The sequence below is a fragment of the Nostoc sp. LPT genome (assembly GCF_017115165.1).
Taxonomy (GTDB): domain Bacteria; phylum Cyanobacteriota; class Cyanobacteriia; order Cyanobacteriales; family Nostocaceae; genus Nostoc.
Genome location: NZ_JABXKF010000082.1, coordinates 1 through 18,530 on the forward strand (window position 1 = coordinate 1; position 18,530 = coordinate 18,530).

Annotated in this window: 13 protein-coding genes and 2 pseudogenes; 8 read left to right on the forward strand and 7 right to left on the reverse strand. The window is 40.3% G+C overall.

The genetic code is table 11. The features are described 5' to 3' along the window. Positions 1–171 precede the first annotated feature (171 nt). Positions 172–1,248: a magnesium-protoporphyrin IX monomethyl ester (oxidative) cyclase gene (gene acsF / locus HWQ58_RS17475; protein ID WP_292865061.1), complete on the reverse strand. Its 1,077-nt coding sequence runs from the start codon at positions 1,246–1,248 to the stop codon at positions 172–174. A 756-nt stretch (positions 1,249–2,004) separates the two neighbouring features. On the opposite strand from acsF, the gene HWQ58_RS17480 reads away from it, so the two are divergent. Next, the gene (locus tag HWQ58_RS17480; protein ID WP_292865064.1) at positions 2,005–2,502 is read left to right on the forward strand and encodes an NINE protein; all 498 of its coding nucleotides are present in this window, start codon (positions 2,005–2,007) and stop codon (positions 2,500–2,502) included. 59 nt (positions 2,503–2,561) lie between these two features. Here HWQ58_RS17480 and HWQ58_RS17485 read toward each other — a convergent pair whose 3' ends face one another. Then, positions 2,562–3,260 (reverse strand): DUF2996 domain-containing protein, encoded by a 699-nt coding sequence (locus HWQ58_RS17485; RefSeq protein ID WP_292865067.1) that lies wholly within the window; start codon positions 3,258–3,260, stop codon positions 2,562–2,564. A 1,274-nt stretch (positions 3,261–4,534) separates the two neighbouring features. On the opposite strand from HWQ58_RS17485, the gene HWQ58_RS17490 reads away from it, so the two are divergent. After that, positions 4,535–5,527: a water stress protein WSP1 gene (locus HWQ58_RS17490; RefSeq protein WP_292865070.1), complete on the forward strand. Its 993-nt coding sequence runs from the start codon at positions 4,535–4,537 to the stop codon at positions 5,525–5,527. A 249-nt stretch (positions 5,528–5,776) separates the two neighbouring features. On the opposite strand, the gene HWQ58_RS17495 is transcribed toward HWQ58_RS17490, so the two are convergent. Next, positions 5,777–7,294, reverse strand: a complete 1,518-nt coding sequence (locus HWQ58_RS17495) for an NYN domain-containing protein (RefSeq protein WP_292865073.1) — start codon at positions 7,292–7,294, stop codon at positions 5,777–5,779. Between the two features lie 63 nt (positions 7,295–7,357). After that, the gene (locus HWQ58_RS17500) at positions 7,358–8,230 is read right to left on the reverse strand and encodes a M15 family metallopeptidase (RefSeq protein WP_292865076.1); all 873 of its coding nucleotides are present in this window, start codon (positions 8,228–8,230) and stop codon (positions 7,358–7,360) included. 373 nt (positions 8,231–8,603) lie between these two features. Here HWQ58_RS17500 and mnmG point away from each other — a divergent pair, with 373 nt between their 5' ends. Together mnmG and HWQ58_RS17510 are read left to right on the forward strand one after the other, a co-directional pair. After that, complete coding sequence (gene mnmG, locus HWQ58_RS17505) at positions 8,604–10,526, forward strand: tRNA uridine-5-carboxymethylaminomethyl(34) synthesis enzyme MnmG (protein WP_292865290.1); 1,923 nt, start codon at positions 8,604–8,606, stop codon at positions 10,524–10,526. 436 nt (positions 10,527–10,962) lie between these two features. Beyond that, positions 10,963–12,318: a hypothetical protein gene (locus HWQ58_RS17510; RefSeq protein ID WP_292865079.1), complete on the forward strand. Its 1,356-nt coding sequence runs from the start codon at positions 10,963–10,965 to the stop codon at positions 12,316–12,318. A 251-nt stretch (positions 12,319–12,569) separates the two neighbouring features. Here the strand turns inward: HWQ58_RS17510 and HWQ58_RS17515 are convergent, their stop codons facing one another. Next, a complete protein-coding gene (locus tag HWQ58_RS17515) occupies positions 12,570–12,707 on the reverse strand; it encodes a hypothetical protein (protein WP_292865082.1) in 138 nt (45 codons plus the stop codon). 525 nt (positions 12,708–13,232) lie between these two features. Here HWQ58_RS17515 and HWQ58_RS17520 point away from each other — a divergent pair. Beyond that, a pseudogene (locus HWQ58_RS17520) lies at positions 13,233–14,210 on the forward strand (bestrophin family ion channel). Positions 14,211–14,481: 271 nt separating this feature from the next. On the opposite strand, the pseudogene HWQ58_RS17525 reads toward HWQ58_RS17520, so the two are convergent. Together HWQ58_RS17525 and HWQ58_RS17530 are read right to left on the reverse strand one after the other, a co-directional pair. Continuing rightward, positions 14,482–14,709: pseudogene (locus HWQ58_RS17525) on the reverse strand (IS4 family transposase); the annotation flags it as partial. 445 nt (positions 14,710–15,154) lie between these two features. After that, positions 15,155–16,303, reverse strand: coding sequence for an alanine--glyoxylate aminotransferase family protein (locus HWQ58_RS17530; protein ID WP_292865085.1), 1,149 nt, complete (start codon positions 16,301–16,303; stop codon positions 15,155–15,157). A 189-nt stretch (positions 16,304–16,492) separates the two neighbouring features. Here HWQ58_RS17530 and HWQ58_RS17535 point away from each other — a divergent pair, with 189 nt between their 5' ends. From HWQ58_RS17535 to HWQ58_RS17545, 3 genes are all read left to right on the forward strand, one after another. Continuing rightward, complete coding sequence (locus HWQ58_RS17535) at positions 16,493–16,882, forward strand: DUF1499 domain-containing protein (protein WP_292865088.1); 390 nt, start codon at positions 16,493–16,495, stop codon at positions 16,880–16,882. 301 nt (positions 16,883–17,183) lie between these two features. Then, the gene (locus HWQ58_RS17540; protein ID WP_292865091.1) at positions 17,184–17,852 is read left to right on the forward strand and encodes a DUF1345 domain-containing protein; all 669 of its coding nucleotides are present in this window, start codon (positions 17,184–17,186) and stop codon (positions 17,850–17,852) included. A 20-nt stretch (positions 17,853–17,872) separates the two neighbouring features. Continuing rightward, positions 17,873–18,448: a GNAT family N-acetyltransferase gene (locus HWQ58_RS17545; RefSeq protein WP_292865093.1), complete on the forward strand. Its 576-nt coding sequence runs from the start codon at positions 17,873–17,875 to the stop codon at positions 18,446–18,448. Positions 18,449–18,530: the final 82 nt, after the last annotated feature.

The window sequence follows — 18,530 nt, forward strand, 5'->3', positions numbered from 1 at the left end:
TTACTCATCTTTGCACTCACTACTTTTATCGTAAGCGATTATCCGGACATGATATTAGCGATCGCAGTACTAATTGCTTGACATATCAGTAATTATTGGCTTGGAAAAAGGACAAAAAAAGTGGCTCTGCAATCAGCAGAACCACCAAAGCTTTCGCAAATCTTTTATAACTTAACGAACTGCCCCTTGAGCAGAAACAGTATCAATCGGTTTCATCAGGTACAGCCGCAATAACTGCCAGCCGTTGGAGATGTAAAGCGGCAGTTTTTGGAAGAATTGCAGGAATTTGGGAGTGTTGGAGTTAGCGATCGCACCCAGCTTCTGGTTATTGCTTATACAAGTATCCAAGCGCTGATAAAACTCTGGATTCTCTACATCCAGCATCAGTGGGAATACCCTACCTGCATTCTCGTTAGTCTTCTGAATAACATGGATGTCGTATTCTCGTGCATCCAATCCCAGGGTGGCATAAAAGTCCTTGCGTTGGATGTCATTGAGATACATAGTCGCAAACACCGACAACAGGAAGAACCGACTCCATAGCTTTGCTTTCCAATCATTCAATATTTGCGGCTGGGATTTCATGATTGCATCAAAGAAATCGCCGTGACGGTTTTCATCCTGACACCAGTTCTCAAAGAACCGGAAGATTGGATAAACCCGGTCTTCGGGATGTGCTTCTAAATGGCGATAAATGGTGATATAGCGCCAATAACCGATCTTCTCAGAAAGATAAGTAGCGTAGAAGATGAATTTCGGTTTAAAGAAGGTATAACTGCGACTCTTAGTCAAAAAGCCTAAATCTAGGGACATATTAAAGTCCGACAAAGCTTTATTCAAAAAGCCAGCGTGACGCGCTTCATCCCGTGACATCAGATTAAAACACTCTGCCAAAACAGGGCTTTTGCCTTTCAAGCGACGACCAAGTTCTTTATACAGCAAAAAGCCGGAAAACTCTGCCGTACAGGAACGTTCTAGAAATTCAACGAACAATCGGCGAGTTTCCCCGTCAATATGATCCCAGGATTGTTCAAACTCGGCATCCCGAACAAAGTGGTGGCGATTGTAGTCAGTGCGGAACTCTTCAAGAATGGCTCTTAACTCATCTTCATTGACGGAGATATCCATCCGTGCCATTTCATCAAAATCGGTAGTATAAAACCGAGGTGTTAACAGGGTTTCTTTTGCCGGGACTTTAATTCCTGGCCGGATTTCTTCAAAGCCTGGTTTTTTGAGGGAATCTACCATGTCTTGATTTCTCTTTCGTCTTTATTATCTTAAGTAGACCTTTCGGGTGACGTTCCTACGTCTCTACCGCCACGGTAACGGCAGTTCCTCATCGGGAGCCAGTGCGTTGGGCGGCTGTGCCGACTTGAAGCAACTGGCGTGGAAACTCCGTTGGCGCTAGCCTCTCCCTTTAGGAAAAGACCCGACTGCCTCACCAGAAATGCTCTGGCAAACCGCAACAGCCCACAATAATCGAATTGTATAAAGTTCAGTCTACCAAGGTGCGGGTGAGAAATTTGTAAGCAAAACATTAAGAGTTGCAACAATCATTCAATATTAGCGGAATCAAAAATCGCAGATTGGTAGTCAAATAAATGTAGTTGAGTGAGCAGCATTATTTTGATCGAGTGGAGTCGCATTTACCTTTTGATTCTCAAAGCACTACTATCTCAGTAATTTTCTGTGGTTGTTACTAAAATAAATTCATGGGGTTCTATTAATACGTCGTTCGGCTTAAAATTAACAATCCATGAGTAGCATAATTACTGAAAAATTATAAATCCTCTAGTTATATATTGCACTTTTATTAATAACTAGAGATTGGACAATGCCCACAACTTCAAATCAGAGTTGCAGCGAACAGTAGTGTCCACTAAGAAAATTGCTAGCAAGCAACTGATGCATGATGTAAATCTAGCTATAATTACTTAGTATAAAAAAGTAGACTGAAAAACCTATCTTAAACAACAAGAGTAAATCCAAAGGTTTGAAAACAAGATGAATCTCGAAAACAATCAGCAGCAAAAAGACCGACTTCTTGTCTCTTATATCTTGTGTGCAGTCGGATTTATGGGGGTGGGAGGATTGCACCGTTTCTACAATGGCAGGATCGTAACTGGTTTGTTTTGGCTGTTGACTGGTGGTGTGTTTGGTATAGGGCAGTTTGTGGATTTGTTCTTTATCCCCAACATAGTTGACGAATACGAACACAACCTGAGATTAAAAGCGGGTGTCTCTCCCTTTGGTGTGCCGTTGAATCAAGCAGTGGTTGCTTCTCAAGTCCACCGCCCAACAGGCAACCAACTCATGGTGAAACTGATTGAAGTGGCGCAAAGCAAGGGTGGTATTTTAACTGTCACTCAAGGGGTGAAGTTCACGGGAGCCAGCTTTGCTGAAGTGGAAGCTACTCTCAAAGAGATGTACAAATCAAATTATGTAAAAATTGATAACGACCCCAATACTGGAGCCGTTACCTACCATTTCCACGAACTTTAATTGTTATTTGTCATTTGTCCTTTGTTAAAAACTAATGACCAATGACCAATGACCAATGACTAATTTCTACCTAACCACTTTTGACCGTCCAAGCGCTGAACTAAGCCATATACCAATAAATCGAGGGTAATTTTGCGTTCATCGATTAAGAATGACTCAAAAGTGCTGGGTTTTTTGCCTTCATTACAAGAAAATCCCTTTTTCCCTTGAATATCTTCTTCGGGGAAATACAGGTTAAACTGACGCTTACCAATTTCTGACCAACTGCCGATAATTTGCCAGCATTCTTCGGCGGATTCAAAGCCAGTAATTGGCACTTTTTGCTTGGCAAAAGACACCTGTAAATCTTGTACGCCTTTTTGAGCGATCGCTTTTTGTAAAGCTGGCAAGTAGTCTTGCTCAATGAACTCTACAAATGGCTTATTTTCAACAGCTGGGGCTTTTTCCTTCTTAGCGGCTTTAGCTGCGGCGGGTTTTTCTTCCGTTGCGTCGTCGGCGGCGGCGGGTTTTTCTCCTTTTGCGGCTTTAGCTGCGGCGGCGGGTTTTTCTCGCTTGGGTGGTACAGCAGCTGGTTTAGCAGCATTGGGATTATCTTCGGGATTTGCGGCTTTGGGATCTGGCGCGTTGGCAGTAGGAATATCTGTGGCTTCGGGTGAGTCTGTACTAGGAGCGTGTTCTTCAGCCACACTGGGAGCTTGCTTGTCAACAGTGCTGGGAGCTACTTCTCCCGCTTGATTGTGATTGGTTGGGTCTGCCATTGCTCAGGTCAATCCTTTAATCTAGCTTTGGGAGCGATCGCTCACCTTGATGTATCGGGTATTTTTATTTTGACATAAATGATGTCACCTTCGCTTATTGTTCGCATTACGATGTGATTGTTGCCATTAAGAAAGGTAAGGTAACTAAATTTGAACCCAGCTAAGTTAAGTAATAATAAACCCACTTTCTAATTAATATTTTGCTGAAACCAGAGGAGAAATTTGATTGCATCTAGGTTGCAATATATGAAGAAAAGCCCGGAGTAACGGAAAAGTCTCCGGCTTGATGCTGTGCGGTTACGCTTTAGGAAAAGTCTGATTTAGTCCTCCAAAAAGCCATTAAATTTCTGGCAGAATCAGGTTCAAGGAAAAGGTAAAAAAATAAAACTTTATTTTTAGTTTTGTCCTTTAAGTCTTCTTTAATTATTTTCGCCCAAGGGATTTTGAAGTGAACAGGCTAAAAGCGATCGCCTGCGAAGATAAATTGTTTAATAGCTATTAAATCAGTCAACTTCTGTCTGTACTAATACCTTTGCCAAATGTATTAATTAACTGTGGTATTTTATCTAGTAAAATTCTCTTTCTTTGTGAAACTCTACAAAATCAGACTTGGCAAGACAAAAGGATTGAGTAAATTGCTCTATGCAACCTCAGAGGTAATCCGTAGCGGTTTCACAAGGAGAAAGCCTACTTCTATATTACTTTGCCCCGATGTGCTTTTTTGTTGAAACAACGGAAGAAGTATATCAGCGAGTGAAAACATTCAGCAACTACTAAACCTTAACCAAGCTGTTATTAAACCTTAATATTAGTCAAATATAGTCTTATCAAGATAACTCCAAATACAATTTACAACCTTAAAGTTTGACTTTTAACGGGCAAATTAAAGATGCTTAACTCTCGCCTCATTGTAATCTAGTTGGGGAATAATGGGTTCCCAAAAAATGTCTGAAAGTGTAACTTGATGTAGTTTTGAGATTTCTACCTCTGACATCAAGTTCTCACATATCCTACTTTCAGAAATTGAGCAAATAGTAATTACAACAATCTTGAGTTAAGTTGTCTTAGCTTCTTTACAGTCAAAAGTTTAGGAGTATTTCAGTTTTGCAAATTTCTCTGCTATATAAGCAAAGTAATATAACGCAGACTAATCTTAAATCTCAGCCTGGGAAGGTTAGTTTTGTTTGTGTCGTACAAGCTTTTAGTCAGATAGCAGTTTGCATATTTGGAGTGTTCTCAAAAGTTTAACAGGTTTCAATAAGGAGAAAATTCTCATGGCTCTTTACGGCTATACCATTGGAGAGGATCGTGACTCAGACGCTACTAATGGAAAACAACTTGACGTTTACCGCTTTTTGATCCCTTCTGGCCCTGGAGGTTCTATTACCCCTACAAAAGTAGGTACAGTCAATCTTGCAGGTACTGCTGCTACCGCAGACCTAGAAGGTTTAGGAACTAACCCCACTACTGGAAGGATAAGTGCGGTTAACGAAGCACGCGTCACCGGTTCTACAACACCAATCGATCCAGGTGTTATTCGCGTTGATAGTGTAGATCAGCCTTTTGCTCCAGGCGCATTCTCACCAACGCGTACACCATCTGACCTACGTCGTTTTGGATTTGATTCAGGTGCTGACTTTGGACGTGACTATTCAGTAAGTGGTCAACCAATTGTTCTATACAACATTTCAGGCAATCAAGCTACCAGTAATGGAGTGCCAGTAGGAAGCTCTCTTTATAAAATTACTACAGCTAACCCCGGAACTCTTAGCCTTGTAGACGGCTTTGGCCCAGCTACTACTGCTGCACAAAGACAAGGAACTCAACCTACCAACGCTGGGAAATTTGCCGATGGATTAGCTATCGACAATCTCAATCCTGGTAGAACTCGCGCTCTTGCTAGCGATTTCAGGACTAATGATGGAGATGGAAACCAGCTTTACAAAGTCGATTTGCTTACTGGTGAGCTATCTGCACCGATTACTCTGAGAACTTCTTCAGGGCAAGCTTTGAATGTCAGCGCAGATTCTGGGTTGTCATTTACTAACTTCGGTTCTCAAAGATTGTTAGGTTGGCTGGAAACTGGTGCTGTCTATGAGATCACAGGCTACCAAGATGAACTTGCTGCATCAGGTCTAGGTTTAGGTAGTGCCACAGGTACTAATGGCGCTGGCTTTGCAACCGCCACCTTACTTGGTAACGTTAATTTACCAAATGCTGTGAGTGGAGTCGTTGATTATGAAGGCTTTACGATTGTTAATGAATAACAGTCGTTAGGATACTGTTTCTTCAACTCTTGTAAAAAGTACTTTTGCAAGAGTTGAAGAACGGAGCTAAAGATAAAAAAGTTTTATTTGTCAAACTACCTGTACCTTTTGTAAAGACTAACTGAATTTTTATTTTGAAATTTATCAAAACAGAATACATACGTCAGTCGCCAGAATTCAAAAGTCCTATACTCAGGGTACGTGTGTCTAAATTGTGGGAGTACTGTACTAATAGTCTGCCAAGCGGAATTATGACAGGTTAACGGAGTTTGTAGTAAGCACTTTAGTCCTTAAATAAGAGCTATCACTATTCAAAGTTTTATTTGATGAGCCATTATACCCTATAGTTAACGTTTCTCTCAAAATTAATTTATTGTTCTCAATCGATAAACAAATATTTGTTCCTTCAATAATTTTTTTCAAAAAAGTTGTCAGTTTTTCAACATGCTTTTCTCTTTTTTGGTCAAAAGCTGGAATTTTTTCTCTTAATATCTTGTGAATTTGAGATATAGGAATACCACCTTGTTTCAACTGACTTAATTGCTCAATATTCTGCTTCAATTCCTCTAAAGCTTTCTTAGTTACTACTAAAATATCATCATTTAATGGACTCTCGCTAATTACTTCATTAATTGAAATATTCTCTATTTTTGCTTGAGGAGCAGGTATAGGTATAAAACAATCACAAACAGACTTGAGAATACGATTAATTTGTCCTTCATAAGCACATCCAATTACAGTCTTTCCATATTCATGGAGCTTTTTAGCTAAAGCAGCAAATGCACCATCACCTGATACAATAACGAAAACTTGCAATGTAGGACGACTCTGGGCTAATTCCATGATATCAATTGCCAATTGCATATCTGCTGCATTCCGTTTATGACTATAATCAAAAATTTGAATTGCTTCAATACCAAGTTCTTGAATCTCATTCTTGAGTAGCCTTAATCGAGAATCACTCCAGTCAGCATAAGCGCATTGGATAGCAATTTTATTAACTAGGTTAGTATTTTCTAGATTTGTTTGAATTTGTTTCAGAGAAAAATTTAGGTTAGGGTTGCTTCTACCCATTGTTAAATTTTCAATATCATAAAAAATAGCTGTATTGAACTGCCCAATATTAGGTGAAGCATGAGCCGTGGAAGTAAACTGCTCTACACGAATCTGACGCTGCTTTAACTCTTTTAACTCAGCGATTAAAGACGTTATTTCTGGCGCTGACTCTGAACTACTCGTTTCCTGTTTTAACTCTGTAATTGTTGTTGTTAAGTCATTAACTTGTAATTTTGCTTTTTGTAATTCTTCTTGTAACTGCTCAGTTAATGTATTAATCTGACTCTGGGTTTGGACAGTCTGCTCTCGCAGTTCACCAATGGTTCTGGAGAGAATATACTGGCGTTGCTGATAAGCTGTTACTAAAGCTTGCTGAACGATATCCCATTCTTGGGGAAAAGCCTCACGGGTACACACTTGCAAAACTGTTTCATAACCTGCGATCGCAATTTCTAAATTACTAGCAATATTCCCTTGTTGAAACTCTTGAATAATGGTACTCAGTTTGATAATGACTCTAGCTAAATTAATAGCAATGGCAGGTTCTTTAGCGAAGCGATCGCTTACCCTTTTTCGCAACTTTAAAGCTAAATCATCGTTGAGTTTACTTAAGTTACTTTGCAGAATTGGATATATTTCCTGATTTTGATAAGTTGCTCTTAATAAATCAATTAGGAAGTCTTGCTCCTGGTTAGCAGCTTCGTTTGGCATAGCTAAATCCCTGATAATACATATTTTAGGTTAGTATTCCCAAGTTTTCATGCTATCTAACAATTAAAGTGGTGTCATCCAATAGATAGTACCTCGAATAGCTTGTTTTTTAAAACCAAATAAAGGTAAATTCTCTTCAGATAAACCCACATAAGTCCAATGTGGGACATCATTTTCTACAGTTTGAAACCAACCATTTTGATTAAGAGCTTTTCTCTGTTCTTTACCGCCTACGCGTAAATCAATTGCTAATCCCCAAAGATGTTGTGAAGTTCCGGGAGGTGCAACTAAACCGAGAATTTTTGTTTCTTTACCTTGTTGAACTTTTGTTAAAACTTGATTATTAGCATATTTATTCCAAAATTTTAAATTAGTGTTGAAAGTGCGAGTACAATCACCAGAACCATAACCAGATTTTAGCGGAATTTGCTGTTGAACTCGCGCTTTATTTAAAGCATCAGCCGCAGGTTTTTGTAAAAAACAGTCATTAGTACCATCAATATGACCCATCTTTAAAGTAGCTTGAAACTCTTGGGTTTCTTGTTCATTAGCAAAGATATCTTTTTGCGGCAATTTAATCCCAATATCTGGATTAACGAATACAGCACCATAGCTTCGCAGCAAAGTATATTCATAAGTACCAGGCTGGGGAATTGTGGATAATTTTCTAGCGATCGCAGATAAAAAACGCTGTTGAGCATTTAATTTTGGATCGGGAATAAATGGTTTTAATATTGTATTTTTAGAGATATCTATACAAGATAACGAATTATTACTTAAGCATTCTTGTAATGGTTTAGCAGTTATAGCAACTTTGTGATTAGTAATCTCATTGCTAGCTACTAATACAAAAATTATCAAAATAACTATACTGATGAAACTTGTCTTTCTAATGAACCTAGTAATATTTTTTTGATTTCTGAGTATGAGTTTCATTTTTAAATAATTGCTTATTGATTCAAGAATAAAATTAAGATTTTTCTTGGAAAATATCTATTATTGATAGCTGAAAGCATAGATGACTTTCGGTATTGGATTATAACTTCATCCAAGTTAGAGAAACATCTAATACATACCAATTTTGTACTGGATAACGATATGAACAATAGCTGCGATCAACAAACCGGAACGTTGTCACAAATTTTCAAAAAGATGAGATTTTTTACTTACTACTAAAGTTAAAAAATGGAACCTTGCCTTAAATTAAGTACTAGTAAGTTTGATAACTTGTTTATCAGAAAGTTACATCCATGAAACCACTGGAACAGTTAAAATTGAAAAGAACTCTAAGCTTGCCGATCCTGTAAGTATGACCATGCACAATTCCGTTGAATTCCAAGACGCTTTTGATGTTATAGTCGTCGGTGCAGGTCACTCCGGTTGCGAAGCAGCTCTCGCCTCTGCACGCCTCGGTTGTCGTACCCTGCTATTGACGCTCAACTTGGATAAAATCGCTTGGCAACCTTGTAACCCAGCAGTAGGTGGCCCGGCCAAATCTCAGTTGACTCATGAGGTAGATGCACTCGGCGGAGAAATTGGTAAAGTAGCAGACCGCACCTATCTGCAAAAACGCATCCTCAACTCTTCACGGGGACCTGCTGTTTGGGCATTACGCGCCCAGACTGATAAGCGCGAATATGCAGCAGTGATGAAAAATATTGTCGAGAATCAAGAAAACTTGACAATCCGCGAAAGTATGGCAACAGATTTGGTGCTGGGTGCTAACAATGAAGTCATCGGCGTTGAAACATATTTTGGTGTTGGGTTCCAATGTAAAGCAGTCATCTTAACAACTGGCACCTTCCTAGGAGGCAAAATTTGGGTTGGTAACAAATCAATGCCAGCCGGACGGGCTGGAGAATTTGCAGCTGAAGGATTGACACAAACCCTAAATCGCCTGGGATTTGAAACCGGCAGGCTTAAAACTGGAACTCCAGCACGGGTAGATAAGCGATCAGTAGATTACAGTAAAATGCTCATCCAGCCAGGAGATGAAGATGTGCGCTGGTTTAGCTTTGACCCAGATGTGTGGATAGAACGGGAACAGATGCCTTGCTACATCACCCGCACAACCGCCGAAACACATCGCCTGATTCAGGAAAATTTACACCTGTCGCCAGTTTATGGTGGTTGGGTGGAAGCCAAAGGGCCGCGTTATTGTCCCAGTATTGAAGATAAAATTGTGCGCTTTGCCGATAAAGAAAGCCACCAAATCTTTATTGAACCGGAAGGAAGGGATATACCCGAACTTTATATTCAAGGGTTTTCTACAGGGTTGCCAGAAAATTTGCAACTGCAAATGTTGCGGACTCTCCCCGGTTTGGAAAAATGTGTGATGCTGCGTCCCGCCTATGCAGTGGAATATGACTATTTACCAGCAACTCAGTGTTACCCCACACTAATGACCAAAAAGATTGCGGGGCTGTTTTGTGCTGGGCAGATTAACGGCACCACAGGTTATGAAGAAGCCGCAGCCCAAGGGCTGGTGGCGGGAATTAACGCCGCTCGATTTGTTCGCTCTCAAGAAATGATTGTGTTTGCCCGTGAGCAAAGTTACATTGGGACGCTAGTTGATGACCTGTGTACAAAAGACCTGCGAGAACCTTACCGGATGCTTACCAGTAGGTCAGAGTACCGATTGCTATTGCGTTCTGACAATGCCGACCAACGCTTGACACCCTTGGGACGGGAAATTGGTTTAATTGATGATCGCCGCTGGGATATGTTTACCCAAAAACAGGGTAATATCACCACAGAAAAACAAAGATTGCAAACCACACGAGTTAAAGAACATGATGAAATTGGAATAGCGATCGCATCTGATACCCAACAAGCAATTAAAGGTTCAATTACCCTCAATGACTTGTTGCGGCGTCCAGGATTGCATTACGTTGACCTCGACAGGTTCGGACTGGGAAACCCCAACCTCAACCGGGCCGAGAAAGAAGGCGCAGAAATTGACATCAAGTATTCTGGCTATCTCGCTAGGCAACAAAATCAGATTGACCAAATTGCCCGCCAAGCTCACCGTCAGTTACCTGGGGATTTAGACTACACAACAATTGATACTCTTTCTAAAGAGGCACGGGAAAAGCTGACTCACATAAAACCACTCACCCTTGGTCAAGCTGCACGTATAGGTGGTGTAAATCCAGCGGATATTAACGCTTTATTATTATATCTAGAATTGCGTAGAACCAAGAGCCAGTCAGAGTTTCCAGCGTTAGCTTAATACAAGCTTGATAAAGACTGAGTATAGTAGTAGGGAGAGAAATTGGTATGATAGATGACATAAGTATTAGTACTGACATCATCAACAATCCCTAGATGAAAGTTGAGTTTAATACCAACACTCAATCAACTTATCTCAATTAAGATAAGGGATTGGATGTTTCATTATTCAGGAGGCAGGAGGCAGGAATAACCCACGCGCAACTGCATAGGATTGGGGCAAGACCGGAGACGGAGCGGCTCCACTCTTTGTATATTGCCTGACACATCTTAATACAATTCTGATTTTTAAGCAGGGTAATCACCCAGGACTAAAGTTTTTATTCATACTTCTTTCTTTCAGTAATAACTGCCCTCTACTTGCTGCCTTCTTTATAATCCTAATTCCAGGCAGTAGGGGTGCCGTTTCCTCGTCCAAGCAACAACCCAGAACGTCTATGTTACAAGAAGCCAGCACCCGTCTCATAGTACCAGAACCATCAGAGGACTTAATCACCAACGAGCCTTGGTCGATAGAAAACTATGCTGATGGCCTAATGGATGAACTCTTTGCCGATATCGACTACATTCTGGATGCTAGTGGTAATTTACCTTCTCAAACTGTTAGGCACGGTAGTCAAAACAAATCAAACCACTCTGTTGCTGGAGTTTCCGCCCAAGCTCAACGCCAATCACCTCCAGAACCCGTGCTGCAAACAGTTACGATACCACAGATTATCTTACCGAACACACTGAACCAAGCAGTACATTCAGTTGCTCAAGATAACCACAAGCAATTGAGTACCGTTATATTTGATCCCGCTACTGTTAAACCAGTTAGTAGAAAGCGTCAGAAAACTAGTCCGGTTTTGGGCAAACTGCTGATTGTAGGAACAACTTTAGGCGTGGCGATCGCTAGTATGATCTACTTGGTGCAGTCTGGAGTCGTATATCTTTTAAATACCAAATTGCCTGAATCAGCGCTTCTATTGCCGCAATCGCAGTCACGGTTGCCCGTAAAAACAGAAATAGAGGCAGAGTTAGTTGACTATATGCTCCAATCGCTGGCTGTTATAGATAAGCAAGGAGCAAAAAGCAATCAAAAATCTTTCAGTCCAGGATTCTCCAGTCAGGCAAATACTAACCAAATAGCCCTTGGTCGTCAGCAAGTAACTGGTAATCTACCAGCACTTCCACTTCTAGCTAACAATACACCACCAACCCCCAATCGTTCTGGAAGTGTTGTTGAGCGCATCTACGTCCCCGTTTATCAAGCGCCGTCACCAATGCGCTATGCCCTTCCTGCCATTCCGGGGACTCCCACACTTTTACCACAAGTTGCCAGTGTATTGCAGGGATCTCAACCTAATGTTGTGAAAACTGCCCTGAATACAGTGCGACAAGCTGCCAAACCTGTAACTGTTAATATGTTAGCTGCCGCTGTCCGAGCCGAACTCAAACCTGTGGCAGCCAAAACAGCACCCATTACCGTGCGGCAAACACCCAAGCCTCTGCCTGCATTACCAGTAGTTCCATTGCGTGCTGCACTCGCACCATCAGAACCAACTATTACCCAGGAACAAGTATATCCGCCAACTGCGATCGCAGTTGCTCCGAGTAATACCTTAGAGGGATTGCTAGAGTTGGGCAACAAATCTGCCGCTCTGTTTAAAATTGATGGCGTGACTCGCCGCATCAATATGGGTGAAAGTATCGGCTCCAGCGGTTGGACGCTAGTAGATGTCAGTAATGGCGAAGCAGTCATCCGACGTAATGGCGAAGTGCGATCGATTTATGCAGGACAAAAACTATAAATTTTTTCACCCACTGCCTGGTTGAAGAAAGTTTAAAGATTAAACTCATCTATCACCATTAACATTACTGCAACCAGCAATAATTGATTGAAATAATTTGATCGCGTCAAATAGTCCTTTGTCTGTGTCTGCACTGTTAGGATTGCCTGCTGATATATAGCCTAGCTAATGCGATCGCGCTTTATAGTTTTAATATTCTCAGCTTTATTGATAGCAAGATCGCTTTTACCTCTACCAGCAGACTCTAGTAACTATTGAGCAAGGATTACTTTTTTGAGAATTTGCCGATTGATTTCGGTAACTTTGATACTTTCAATGCCAACTTGTGTAAATACTGTTGCCAAATCTTTATTAAAATAAGTTTCGATTAAATTATCTAGTAATGACATATTTTTGTCATTTTAAAAAGTATTTGTATAACCCTTCACCCAATAATGGTTTTTCTCAAAACGGATATCTAAAATTGAGTAACTCGCTGGCTTAATATTAAATTTCATTGGGTTTATCCCCATTTTATAGCTTGAGAGTTACGCATTCGCTAACTGTTATTAACCCAAATGCTTAGGTGTAGTCCGTCGTAGACATTGCTCTGTCGATGAGAAAAAGTAAATATTTACTGTAAATAGCAGTACATTTCGTCTAATTATCTCAGAAAGCAGTGAAATAATACAAAGTTTAATAATAATCAGAAAATCAGGTTTATGGTGAAGAGTTGGAAGACAGTATTAAATTTCCCTACCTAAAGATGGTTACCAGAAATAAATTTCAATGTTACAACTATAATTTGTGTTTATTATAGTTCCACTACGGTAACTATTTGGAAATCTACATTTTGCATATATCTTGCTTAAGCAAGATATATTTAGCTAAAAAAGTTAGTTTGCTAATTGATGTAATCCTCAAACCTTAACAACATGAAACAACCTAACTATTTTCAAAATAATTCTAAAAACTCTTTAAGAGAAAAGTATCATCTTTACAAAGGTGAAAAGCTGAACTGGCTTCAAGTAACTCTTCGGCTTGAAAGGTCAATTATCTCCATTATTCTTCCTTGGGTAATTTTTTGTACTATATATGGTACTTTCATATCATTTTTAGTTCATTTAGGATTACCAATAGCATTTTCAGATTCCAGCAATATTCTTACCAATGCTGTTTTAAGTTTTAATATTGGTTTTACATTACTATTAGTCTTTCGGACGAATACAGCCCATGATAGATTTTGGGAAGGTCGTCAACTATGGGGAGCTTTAGTTAATACATCGCGTAACTTAACTCGGGGAATTTCGATAATAGTTAAAGAGAAGACACCAGAAGATAAATTATAAAAAGAAGCAATGCTTCGCTTAGTAACTGCTTTTGCAGTTGCAATGAAGTTACATCTAAGATCGGTGCCTTTAGACACTCAGATGGCATCATTAATGTCTGAGAAACAATATTTACAACTCCAAAATAGTGATCATCCTCCACTACAAATTGCTTATTGGATAGGAGATTACTTGCAGTATCAGCATGACCGAAATTGTCTAAATGTCTATCAACTGACTACTCTACATAATTGTGTAGATGATTTAGTCGATATTTTAGGTGGTTGCGAACGCATTTTAAAAACGCCGCTGCCTTTGATATATACTATTAAACTCAGACAACTTTTATTAATGTTTTGTCTTATACTACCTTTAGAAATTGTGAGCTTTTTAAATTGGTGGACTGGTATAGTAATGGCTTTTGTAAGTTTTACATTATTAAGTATTGAACAAATTGGCTCAGAAATCGAAGAACCTTTTGGCTTTGATCCTAATGACTTACCTTTAAATACTATTTGTAATACAATTTCAAACAATGTTGAAGAATTAATCAGGCTTGCTTCTAACAATGTTCGTTATTATTAAATCTATAAACCAATACGCTTGGGTTAGCGTCAAAAACTTTAAACTGCGTAGGTTGGGGAGCCACTGCGCCCTTGCGGTTTCCTGACTTGTTCGCGCAGCGTCTCCCCTTCTCCCAAAGCTATCCATTAGTCACATCTTTCTTAAGATTGCGGAAAAGAAGTCAGCCAGAGGATTTGCTGATGAGAAGTTCTAAGGAGGATTGACAAAAATAGGGAATTATGTAAGCAAAGGGAAATTTTCTAGGCGATCACTAAACATAATCAACCATGAACTAGGAAATCTGATCGACTAATTTCCAGGTGGCGGTGATATCGTGTAATCGCCGCAATCCTCTCTTCGAGACGGTACGCGAACGCCAAATAGTTTTCACACCAAGCTCACCATCGCCTTTGCGACCCAAAAAGCCGCCTAGAGTCGCAATCATTCGTACTGCTTCTGGTAAAGAAGGTGGCTGTTGAGGTGGGATGGGATTTTTGTAGATAGTCGCACATTTCGACTTGTGTGTCACCGTAGCCGATGCTTTGGGGAGGGGATTAAGGGGAGCCAGTGCGTTGGGCGGGCAAAGCCCGACTTGAAGCACCTGGCGTGCGGGGTGCAATGACTGTGGGAATCATAACTATTATCTAAACACAATACTACATTAGTTAATGCAACGGCTGACAATGCGATTGTTCTGACTAACAATGCGATTGTTTTGCCTGACAATGCGATTGTTTCGCCTGACAATGCGATTGTTTCGCCTGACAATGCGATTGTATTGACCTGCAAAAATTAATCTGCTCTTTCTTTAATTGTTGGGATTGGTAAAAAGAGTAAGTAAGTGTAAAGTATCAACTTTTCTTTCATTCTCAAACAATGTTAGTGGGATGCCTACAGCGGGCTACGCCTACGCCTTTTGTATTAGGTGCGTTACACTACTGTTAACGCACCTGATTGCGTAAAAGCTACTTAGGCAAAACCTGCCGTAGTGCTGCTAAAAGTTGGTCAACACTTTCCTTTCGACTATTAAAGCCCATCAATCCCACGCGCCAAACAAGACCTGTGAGTTCGCCAAGACCACCGCCAATTTCAATATTATGTTCATTGAGTAACTGCCGAGCGATCGCTTTACCATCTACCCCGGCTGGAATACGGACAGTGGTAAGCGTTGGCAGTCTATACTGTTGCTCAACGTGCATACTCAGTCCTAAATTCTCTAAACCTTCCCAAAGATATTCTACATTCTTTTGATGCCGCTGCCAGGAATTTGCTAATCCCTCTTCTGCAAGCAAACGCAGTGCTTCCCGCAATGCATAGTATAAATTAATCGGTGCGGTGTGGTGATAGGTGCGTTCAGCACCCCAATACTTGCCTAGCAACAACATATCTAAATACCAGTTTGCAACTTTCGTTTGGCGCTGTTGCAATTTTTCAACTGCACGCGCACTCATCGTAAAGGGAGAAGCACCAGGCGGGCAACCTAACCCTTTTTGGCTACAACTATAGGCTAAGTCAACTCCCCAAGCATCCAAAAACAACGGGACGCCGCCCAAACTTGTCACCGAATCCACTAGTAGTAAAGTACCAAATTCACGACACAAATCAGCGACCCCTTCCAACGGTTGACGTGCGCCGGTGGAAGTTTCGGCATGAACTAGAGCTAAGATAGCTGGACGATGGGTTTTTAAGGCAGTTTGAAGTTCATCCAAATTGAAAACTTGTCCCCAAGGTTTGGTAATGCTTCGCACATCAGCGCCATAACGTCCAGCCATATCTACGAGGCGATTACCAAAATAACCAGCTACACCAATTAAAACTACATCACCGGGTTCTACAGCATTGGCGATGGTTGCTTCCATTGCGGCTGTTCCCGTACCGCTGACTGCAATGGTAAGTGAGTTTTCTGTTTGCCATACGTAGCGTAGTAACGACTGAATTTCATCCATGAGTGCGAGAAAAGCTGGGTCAAGATGCCCAACGGGTGAAGTATTCATCGCTTGCAGAACTGTGGGATGGGCATTAGATGGCCCTGGCCCCAACAGCAGACGGGGTGGAATTTCTAGCGGCGTGAGTTGCAAGCGCCCGGAGTCGTTAATTGAAATTGTTTGCGTCATAAATCTGTCTTTGCTTAGATGATACTTACCGGATCATAGAGCGATGGCTTCGCCAACGCTAGAGGCGAACGCATCACCAATGTTTTAGTGAATCTGTCATTTGCCAGAAGATGCGATTACGGCAAAGTATTACAGTGATTCAAACAAATGTGTGAGAGTATATTTATTCACTTACCTGGAGACATAATTATGGTTTTTGCTGGCAAACGACCAAATAATTTAGGTATTAGCGACGGTAAATTAGCATCCTGCCCTAATTCCCCTAATTGCGTTTCTAGTCAGAGTACAGATGCATCTCACCAAATTGCACCACTGACTTTTACATCTACTCCAGAAGAAGCGATCGCTAATCTTAAACAGATTATTGAGTCTCTACCAAGAACCAAAATCATTACCGAAAATAAAGATTATTTATATGCAGAATTTAAAAGTGCTTTACTGAGATTTGTGGATGATGTAGAATTCTACCTAGACCGGAATGCCAATGTTATCCACGTGCGTTCAGCTTCACGTTTAGGTCAGAGCGATTTGGGTGTTAATCGTCAACGAATAGAGACGATTAGAGCCAAGTTCAAGTAATTTGTAATGTAACTAAGAACTGGAGATTAAAGACTGGGAAGATAAAGAAGTATTTGGACAAAATTAATTACACAATGTCATTACGAGTGAGACATTCGCGTAGCCTCTCATAGACAAGAGAGACAATCTCAGAGTATTGGATTGCTTAACTTGGTTTGCAATGGTTGTAAATATTTTTGTCCATCTACTTATGTGGATTCAGACCCCAGTAAAATCTGGAATGATGATTGGGTAATGTGGCGTGGTGTTTCACCGAAAACTATGAATTACGAATTAGTTAAACTCTGTGATCGCAATATTTGTGAAACTTAATTTATTTAAAAACTTTGACTCCCGACCCCGACTGATGATTGCTGTCGGACTTGCTGTATTAGTTTTAGTAATCCTGCCGCCTTGGCTGCACTTACCTACTCGCATTCTCTGCGCTTGGAACTCTGGTAGTGACTTTTTCTTAGCTATAACATGGTGGAAAATGATTAAGGCTAACCCAGAAAAAATTCGCCGTTATGCTGAGAATGAATATGAAGGACATTTCGCTATATTGATGCTGGTGATTGCTGCGGCTTGTGCCAGTGTTTTAGCCATTGGGTTTTTATTAACTGATAAAAAAGAGTTATCAAGAATTCTGCTTACCCTACATGTCATACTTTCAATTATGACCATTGTCGGTTCTTGGTTACTAGTGCATACGATGTTTGCAGTGCAATATGCACACAGCTATTACAAATATATTAATCGTAATCATAGTGAAGAAATCACCAAAGGTTTAGATTTTCCTAATAACGACTATCCAGACTACTGGGAATTTTTATATTATTCATTTGTAGTCGGCATGACTAGTCAAGTTTCAGATGTGCAGACAACATCACCCAGTATGAGACGCTTGACTCTGTTACATAGCATATTATCCTTCTTTTTCAATACTACCATTTTAGCTATGAGTATTAATATCATTGCATCGCTGATTTAAATAATTTTTGTAAACAAGATATGCTGATTCAAAACGGTGAAATAGGTATTCGTTTCATGCAAGATGAAATGTATGATTATGAGTTGATGGCAAAATGGTTAACTAATGCAAAAGTTTTAGAATTTTATGAAGGAAGAGATAATCCTTTTCCCTTAGAAAGAATTATAGAAACGTACAAACCAATGGTTAAGGGAGATGAACCGGTTGTTCCGTGCCTCTTCTACTATCAAAATATTCCCATTGGTTATTTGCATTATTGTACGCTCAATGAATTATCGGAAACTGATAGACAATTGTATCATCTCGACCAAACCGATTTTGTCTATGCGATTGACTTATTCATCGGCGAAACCGACTATTGGAACAAGGGAATTGGTACAAAAATGCTGTCAGTATTTATCAACTATCTTTTTGAACAGTGTCAAGCTCATAAAATTGTCATAGATCCGCACGTTGACAATTCTCGTGCTATTCGCTGCTATGAGAAATGTGGTTTTGTGAAAGTAAAGCTATTGCCGGCACATGAACTGCATGAAGGAGAATACTCAGATTGTTGGCTCATGGCAATTGAGCCAAAGAAATCATCACCCCTCTAATTTACCGAACAGAATAGAGGCGTCAGTCGTCAGAATACAGGAAAGGTATTCTGACCGAAAAAGCGGATAGCGCCGGCGGCAA